Here is a 5,493-nt window from a genome sequence, read left to right as displayed (position 1 = left end):
GATCGGAAGCGCAAGTGGTTGAAGTTGCAAAGGAAACTTTGAAAACTTCTTAAAAAATCACTTGACAGTAAATGAGGCTGCTGTAGAATGCGCGCCTCGGTTGAGACGAAAGATCTTAACTAACCGCTCTTTAACAACTGAATCAAGCAATTCGTGTGGGTGCTTGTGTAGTCAGACTGATAGTCAAAAAGATTATCAGCATCACGAGTGACCATGCGAGAAATCACATAGTCATTTGAGATTGCTGAGCCAAGTTTAGGGTTTCTTAAAAACCCAAGCAGTATTGAACTGAAGAGTTTGATCATGGCTCAGATTGAACGCTGGCGGCAGGCCTAACACATGCAAGTCGAGCGGATGAAGTGAGCTTGCTCACGGATTCAGCGGCGGACGGGTGAGTAATGCCTAGGAATCTGCCTGGTAGTGGGGGATAACGTCCCGAAAGGGGCGCTAATACCGCATACGTCCTACGGGAGAAAGCAGGGGACCTTCGGGCCTTGCGCTATCAGATGAGCCTAGGTCGGATTAGCTAGTTGGTGAGGTAATGGCTCACCAAGGCGACGATCCGTAACTGGTCTGAGAGGATGATCAGTCACACTGGAACTGAGACACGGTCCAGACTCCTACGGGAGGCAGCAGTGGGGAATATTGGACAATGGGCGAAAGCCTGATCCAGCCATGCCGCGTGTGTGAAGAAGGTCTTCGGATTGTAAAGCACTTTAAGTTGGGAGGAAGGGCAGTAAGTTAATACCTTGCTGTTTTGACGTTACCGACAGAATAAGCACCGGCTAACTCTGTGCCAGCAGCCGCGGTAATACAGAGGGTGCAAGCGTTAATCGGAATTACTGGGCGTAAAGCGCGCGTAGGTGGTTTGTTAAGTTGGATGTGAAAGCCCCGGGCTCAACCTGGGAACTGCATCCAAAACTGGCAAGCTAGAGTATGGTAGAGGGTGGTGGAATTTCCTGTGTAGCGGTGAAATGCGTAGATATAGGAAGGAACACCAGTGGCGAAGGCGACCACCTGGACTGATACTGACACTGAGGTGCGAAAGCGTGGGGAGCAAACAGGATTAGATACCCTGGTAGTCCACGCCGTAAACGATGTCAACTAGCCGTTGGGGTCCTTGAGACTTTAGTGGCGCAGCTAACGCATTAAGTTGACCGCCTGGGGAGTACGGCCGCAAGGTTAAAACTCAAATGAATTGACGGGGGCCCGCACAAGCGGTGGAGCATGTGGTTTAATTCGAAGCAACGCGAAGAACCTTACCAGGCCTTGACATGCAGAGAACTTTCCAGAGATGGATTGGTGCCTTCGGGAACTCTGACACAGGTGCTGCATGGCTGTCGTCAGCTCGTGTCGTGAGATGTTGGGTTAAGTCCCGTAACGAGCGCAACCCTTGTCCTTAGTTACCAGCACGTTATGGTGGGCACTCTAAGGAGACTGCCGGTGACAAACCGGAGGAAGGTGGGGATGACGTCAAGTCATCATGGCCCTTACGGCCTGGGCTACACACGTGCTACAATGGTCGGTACAGAGGGTTGCCAAGCCGCGAGGTGGAGCTAATCCCACAAAACCGATCGTAGTCCGGATCGCAGTCTGCAACTCGACTGCGTGAAGTCGGAATCGCTAGTAATCGCGAATCAGAATGTCGCGGTGAATACGTTCCCGGGCCTTGTACACACCGCCCGTCACACCATGGGAGTGGGTTGCACCAGAAGTAGCTAGTCTAACCTTCGGGAGGACGGTTACCACGGTGTGATTCATGACTGGGGTGAAGTCGTAACAAGGTAGCCGTAGGGGAACCTGCGGCTGGATCACCTCCTTAATCGACGACATCAGCTGCTTCATAAGCTCCCACACGAATTGCTTGATTCATTGAAGAAGACGATAGAAGCAGCTTTAAGCTCCAAGCTGATAGCTCCAAGCTAACAGTTACAAGCTCGAAATTGGGTCTGTAGCTCAGTTGGTTAGAGCGCACCCCTGATAAGGGTGAGGTCGGCAGTTCGAATCTGCCCAGACCCACCAATTTTGTTATGGGGCCATAGCTCAGCTGGGAGAGCGCCTGCCTTGCACGCAGGAGGTCAGCGGTTCGATCCCGCTTGGCTCCACCATAAACTGCTTCGGAAAGCTTAGAAATGAGCATTCAAATCGAATGTTGATTTCTAGTCTTTTGATTAGATCGTTCTTTAAAAATTTGGGTATGTGATAGAAAGATAGACTGACCACTACTTTCACTGGTGGTGGATCAGGCTAAGGTAAAGTTTGTGAATTCAAACTTTCGGCGAATGTCGTCTTCACAGTATAACCAGATTGCTTGGGGTTATATGGTCAAGTGAAGAAGCGCATACGGTGGATGCCTTGGCAGTCAGAGGCGATGAAAGACGTGGTAGCCTGCGATAAGCTTCGGGGAGTCGGCAAACAGACTTTGATCCGGAGATCTCTGAATGGGGGAACCCAACCATCATAAGATGGTTATCTTGCACTGAATACATAGGTGCAAGAGGCGAACCAGGGGAACTGAAACATCTAAGTACCCTGAGGAAAAGAAATCAACCGAGATTCCCTTAGTAGTGGCGAGCGAACGGGGACTAGCCCTTAAGCTTCTTTGATTTTAGCGGAACGCTCTGGAAAGTGCGGCCATAGTGGGTGATAGCCCTGTACGCGAAAGGATCTTAGAAGTGAAATCGAGTAGGACGGGGCACGAGAAACCTTGTCTGAATATGGGGGGACCATCCTCCAAGGCTAAATACTACTGACTGACCGATAGTGAACTAGTACCGTGAGGGAAAGGCGAAAAGAACCCCGGAGAGGGGAGTGAAATAGATCCTGAAACCGTATGCGTACAAGCAGTGGGAGCAGACTTTGTTCTGTGACTGCGTACCTTTTGTATAATGGGTCAGCGACTTATATTCAGTGGCGAGCTTAACCGAATAGGGGAGGCGTAGCGAAAGCGAGTCTTAATAGGGCGTTTAGTCGCTGGGTATAGACCCGAAACCGGGCGATCTATCCATGGGCAGGTTGAAGGTTAGGTAACACTGACTGGAGGACCGAACCGACTACCGTTGAAAAGTTAGCGGATGACCTGTGGATCGGAGTGAAAGGCTAATCAAGCTCGGAGATAGCTGGTTCTCCTCGAAAGCTATTTAGGTAGCGCCTCATGTATCACTCTAGGGGGTAGAGCACTGTTTCGGCTAGGGGGTCATCCCGACTTACCAAACCGATGCAAACTCCGAATACCTAGAAGTGCCGAGCATGGGAGACACACGGCGGGTGCTAACGTCCGTCGTGAAAAGGGAAACAACCCAGACCGTCAGCTAAGGTCCCAAAGTTATGGTTAAGTGGGAAACGATGTGGGAAGGCTTAGACAGCTAGGAGGTTGGCTTAGAAGCAGCCATCCTTTAAAGAAAGCGTAATAGCTCACTAGTCGAGTCGGCCTGCGCGGAAGATGTAACGGGGCTCAAACCATACACCGAAGCTACGGGTATCACGTAAGTGATGCGGTAGAGGAGCGTTCTGTAAGCCTGTGAAGGTGAGTTGAGAAGCTTGCTGGAGGTATCAGAAGTGCGAATGCTGACATGAGTAACGACAATGCGAGTGAAAAACTCGCACGCCGAAAGACCAAGGTTTCCTGCGCAACGTTAATCGACGCAGGGTTAGTCGGTCCCTAAGGCGAGGCTGAAAAGCGTAGTCGATGGAAAACAGGTTAATATTCCTGTACTTCTGGTTATTGCGATGGAGGGACGGAGAAGGCTAGGCCAGCTTGGCGTTGGTTGTCCAAGTTTAAGGTGGTAGGCTGAGATCTTAGGAAAATCCGGGATTTCAAGGCCGAGAGCTGATGACGAGTTACCTTTTAGGTGACGAAGTGGTTGATGCCATGCTTCCAAGAAAAGCTTCTAAGCTTCAGATAACCAGGAACCGTACCCCAAACCGACACAGGTGGTTAGGTAGAGAATACCAAGGCGCTTGAGAGAACTCGGGTGAAGGAACTAGGCAAAATGGCACCGTAACTTCGGGAGAAGGTGCGCCGGTGAGGGTGAAGGACTTGCTCCGTAAGCCCATGCCGGTCGAAGATACCAGGCCGCTGCGACTGTTTATTAAAAACACAGCACTCTGCAAACACGAAAGTGGACGTATAGGGTGTGACGCCTGCCCGGTGCCGGAAGGTTAATTGATGGGGTTAGCGCAAGCGAAGCTCTTGATCGAAGCCCCGGTAAACGGCGGCCGTAACTATAACGGTCCTAAGGTAGCGAAATTCCTTGTCGGGTAAGTTCCGACCTGCACGAATGGCGTAACGATGGCGGCGCTGTCTCCACCCGAGACTCAGTGAAATTGAAATCGCTGTGAAGATGCAGTGTATCCGCGGCTAGACGGAAAGACCCCGTGAACCTTTACTATAGCTTTGCACTGGACTTTGAGCTTGCTTGTGTAGGATAGGTGGGAGGCTTTGAAGTGGGGACGCCAGTTCTCATGGAGCCATCCTTGAAATACCACCCTGGCAACCTTGAGGTTCTAACTCAGGTCCGTTATCCGGATCGAGGACAGTGTATGGTGGGTAGTTTGACTGGGGCGGTCTCCTCCTAAAGAGTAACGGAGGAGTACGAAGGTGCGCTCAGACCGGTCGGAAATCGGTCGCAGAGTATAAAGGCAAAAGCGCGCTTGACTGCGAGACAAACACGTCGAGCAGGTACGAAAGTAGGTCTTAGTGATCCGGTGGTTCTGTATGGAAGGGCCATCGCTCAACGGATAAAAGGTACTCCGGGGATAACAGGCTGATACCGCCCAAGAGTTCATATCGACGGCGGTGTTTGGCACCTCGATGTCGGCTCATCACATCCTGGGGCTGAAGCCGGTCCCAAGGGTATGGCTGTTCGCCATTTAAAGTGGTACGCGAGCTGGGTTTAGAACGTCGTGAGACAGTTCGGTCCCTATCTGCCGTGGACGTTTGAGATTTGAGAGGGGCTGCTCCTAGTACGAGAGGACCGGAGTGGACGAACCTCTGGTGTTCCGGTTGTCACGCCAGTGGCATTGCCGGGTAGCTATGTTCGGAAGAGATAACCGCTGAAAGCATCTAAGCGGGAAACTCGCCTCAAGATGAGATCTCACTGGGATCTTGAATCCCCTAAAGGGCCGTCGAAGACTACGACGTTGATAGGTTGGGTGTGTAAGCGCTGTGAGGCGTTGAGCTAACCAATACTAATTGCCCGTGAGGCTTGACCATATAACACCCAAGCAATTTGCGAACTCGACAGAGACCAGATTGCGGTGTGTGAAGATGACCAACCGAAAGTTTGACACACGAACCTATTGCATACCCATTCGCTGGAACGTTGCCCAAACAACGGCTCAGCTACAGAATTTCTTGACGACCATAGAGCATTGGAACCACCTGATCCCATCCCGAACTCAGAAGTGAAACGATGCATCGCCGATGGTAGTGTGGGGTTTCCCCATGTGAGAGTAGGTCATCGTCAAGATTAAATTCCGAAACCCCAATTG

The 5,493-nt window shown here is 51.2% G+C and carries 2 tRNA genes and 3 rRNA genes; all 5 read left to right on the top strand.

What is annotated here, in order from left to right:
* The first annotated feature begins 285 nt into the window (after positions 1 to 285).
* The 5 genes from ACK6AU_RS31200 to rrf all read left to right on the top strand — a co-directional run bounded on the left by ACK6AU_RS31200 (position 286) and on the right by rrf (position 5,471).
* Positions 286 to 1,822 (top strand): 16S ribosomal RNA (locus tag ACK6AU_RS31200).
* Positions 1,823 to 1,945: 123 nt separating this feature from the next.
* Positions 1,946 to 2,022: transfer RNA gene (locus ACK6AU_RS31195), tRNA-Ile, on the top strand.
* 10 nt (positions 2,023 to 2,032) lie between these two features.
* Positions 2,033 to 2,108, top strand: a tRNA-Ala gene (locus ACK6AU_RS31190).
* A 215-nt stretch (positions 2,109 to 2,323) separates the two neighbouring features.
* Positions 2,324 to 5,215, top strand: a 23S ribosomal RNA gene (locus tag ACK6AU_RS31185).
* A gap of 140 nt (positions 5,216 to 5,355) precedes the next feature.
* Positions 5,356 to 5,471: ribosomal RNA gene (gene rrf, locus ACK6AU_RS31180) — 5S ribosomal RNA — on the top strand.
* Together the 16S, 23S and 5S rRNA genes with 2 tRNA genes alongside form the textbook arrangement of a ribosomal RNA operon.
* Positions 5,472 to 5,493: the final 22 nt, after the last annotated feature.

Source organism: Pseudomonas sp. KCJK8993 (assembly GCF_046230915.1).
GTDB classification, from domain to species: domain Bacteria; phylum Pseudomonadota; class Gammaproteobacteria; order Pseudomonadales; family Pseudomonadaceae; genus Aquipseudomonas; species Aquipseudomonas piscis.
The sequence above is the reverse complement of the archived record's forward strand: the minus strand, read 5'-3'. Positions and strand labels throughout refer to the sequence as shown.